Source organism: Ruegeria sp. AP12, assembly GCF_056540025.1.
Window position 1 is genome coordinate 1 of sequence record NZ_JBQFVZ010000279.1, and the last position, 589, is coordinate 589.

Here is a 589-nt window from a genome sequence, read left to right on the forward strand (position 1 = left end):
CGCCTCTTGGTCGCAATTGGCATGTGCCTCTAGCAGTTCACGATCTAAGGCTTCGCGATCCATGGCTATCCCTTTAGCGAAATGGCGATGTTTTTGGTGCGAACATAGTTGTAGAGCGCCTCAAGTCCCTTTTCGCGACCGAAGCCGGATTTGCCGACGCCACCGAACGGGGTCGAGACACCTCCGGCGAACCATTCGTTGACAAAAACCTGACCTGCCCGCAATTTGCGCGCCACCCGATGGGCACGGGCGAGATCGCGCGTGAAGATGCCCGCGACCAAACCGAATTCGGTGCCATTGGCCATGGCGACGGCTTCTTCTTCGGTATCGAAGGGTGTGAAGCAGGTGACGGGGCCAAAGACTTCCTCTTGCGCGATGCGGCTGGCGGGGTCGACATCGGCCAGAATGGTCGGGGCCATGAAATACCCCTTGCGATCCAGTCGCGCACCACCGGCTGCGACCCGCGCACCGTCCTGACGGGCGGTTGAGGTGATCTCTTCCACGCGCTGCAGCTGCAGGCTTGACACGACCGGCGTATGATCGGGGTTCTCTAGCCCGTGACCGACGCTTAGGCCATTGGCCAGCGCAG

General features: G+C 61.0%; 1 protein-coding gene. It reads right to left on the minus strand.

Annotated elements, in window-relative coordinates; translation table 11 throughout:
* Positions 1-65: 65 nt before the first annotated feature.
* The coding region (locus ACR0E6_RS22745; protein WP_480587669.1) for an aldehyde dehydrogenase family protein at positions 66-589 on the minus strand (524 nt) is incomplete at its 5' end.